Raw genomic sequence first — 655 nt, 5'->3', positions numbered from 1 at the left:
CGACGCACACCGCGCGGCCCACGCCGATCACAGCCTCCTGGCAGAGATCGCCGCAGGTACGTACGTCCCCGACGGCTTCGTCGACATCTCCCTCGACCTGCCCACCCTCCTCGTCGACACCTCCGACGGCTACATCCCCGGTATCAGAGAGATCATCGCCTTCGCCCAGCCCCCCAAGGGGCAATAGACCACGAGAAGGGTGACGCCCCCGGCCGAATGGTCGGGGGCGTCACCCTCGTTTGTTGCGGTCGTCAGCGGGCTGCTGTCGTCGCCTTCGCGAGAGCCTTGTCGAGGTGCAGGTCGACGAGGGCCGGCGAGCCGGAGACGATCAGCAGCACGTTTCCGTCCCGAATTGCGGTCTGCTTCACCACGTTCTCCCGCCCGCCGGCGGAGAAGGTCAACAGCTGGCTCCACCGCTCGTCTCCGAGCTGGGGCGCAGCTGCTTCTTGCGTGGTCATATCGATGGCAGTGCCGCCGACGAGAACCTGGTACTTCAGGCAGCCGGTCATAGCGTCGAAGATCCGGCCTGTGCCCTCGGATAGCTTGGTGGCCGTGTCGCTGTACAGCTCCTCGGAGAGCTCGGAGGCGCTGTCGGCGTAGGTGAAGGTGGCCTTCGCCTTGCGCGGGAAGGTGAGGGCGCCGCCGGTCGCCGCGT

2 pseudogenes are annotated in these 655 nt (G+C 67.0%); one reads left to right on the top strand and one right to left on the bottom strand.

The annotated features are described in order from the left end of the window. Positions 1-187, top strand: a pseudogene (locus CCN56_RS45075) (ATP-binding protein); the annotation flags it as partial. 64 nt (positions 188-251) lie between these two features. On the opposite strand, the pseudogene CCN56_RS31115 reads toward CCN56_RS45075, so the two are convergent. Then, a pseudogene (locus tag CCN56_RS31115) lies at positions 252-655 on the bottom strand (hypothetical protein); the annotation flags it as partial.

Source organism: Streptomyces sp. NRRL B-24572 (assembly GCF_002156145.1).
GTDB classification, from domain to species: Bacteria; Actinomycetota; Actinomycetes; order Streptomycetales; family Streptomycetaceae; genus Streptomyces; species Streptomyces vietnamensis.
This window is presented reverse-complemented; position numbering and strand designations above follow the sequence as displayed.